This window comes from Bradyrhizobium sp. NAS80.1 (assembly GCF_001908205.1).
Lineage (GTDB): Bacteria > Pseudomonadota > Alphaproteobacteria > Rhizobiales > Xanthobacteraceae > Bradyrhizobium.
On sequence record NZ_LGHL01000378.1, the window covers coordinates 1 to 990 of the forward strand.

Genomic DNA, 990 nt, shown 5'->3' on the forward strand with positions numbered 1-990 from the left:
GTCAGCCTGGCGCCGCCCTCCGGGCCGGGCGCCGGCCCCTCCAGCCTGCAGCCGACCCTGATGCAGCCGGTCACGCCCAGCATGCCGCCGCCTGCGGTCACGACTGTGCCACCGGCCGCGCCGCTCAACGCGACCGTGCCCGGACAGGCTGTGCTGTCGCTGACCGCGAAATACGGCAAGGACTCACCCCAGATCACCAGCGGCCTGGTCTGGCGCGTGTTCGCCGACCGTCCCGACGAGAACGGCACCTACAAGCTGATCCGTGAGGATCGCAACGCCACGCCCAATATCGTGCTACCGCCCGGCAATTACGTCGTGCACGTCGCCTTCGGCCTCGTCAGCGCGGTGCGCACCGTCAGCCTGAAGGGCGAGACCGACCGTGAATCCTTCGTGCTGCCGGCCGGCGGCCTGCGCATCGAGGGCCGTGTCGGCACCAGCCGCATTCCGCAGAACCAGATCTCGTTCGCGATCTACAAGGGCAGCCAGTTCGAGTCGGGCGAGCGCGCCTCGCTGGTGCCGAACGTCTCCGCCGGCGACGTCGTGCTGCTGCCGGAGGGCACCTATTACATCATCTCCAACTATGGCGACGCCAATTCGGTGGTGCGCTCGGACATCCGCGTCCAGGCCGGCAAGCTCACCGACGTCACCATCACGCACCGCGCCGCCGTCATCACGCTGAAGCTGGTCAGCGACAGGGGCGGCGAGGCGCTTGCCAACACCGCCTGGTCGGTGCTGACGCCCGGCGGCGACGTCATCAAGGAATCGATCGGCGCCTTCCCGCGCGTCGTGCTCTCCGAAGGCGAATACCGCGCCATCGCCAAGAACGAGGGCAAGGTCTACGAGCGCGGCTTCAACGTCGTCAACGGCGTCGACGGTGAAGTCGAAGTCGTCGCGCGCTAGCGCATGATCCGGAAAAGTGTGAAGCGGTTTTCCGAAAAGATCATGCTCAAACAATAACCTAAAGCGCGATGACGATTCATCCCAATCTCA

General features: G+C 66.2%; 1 protein-coding gene. It reads left to right on the forward strand.

Annotation, left to right across the window (positions count from 1 at the left end):
* A partial coding sequence (locus AC629_RS43600; protein WP_084810749.1) for an RgsD C-terminal domain-containing protein occupies nucleotides 1-900 on the forward strand: 900 nt, incomplete at its 5' end.
* Nucleotides 901-990 lie beyond the last annotated feature (90 nt).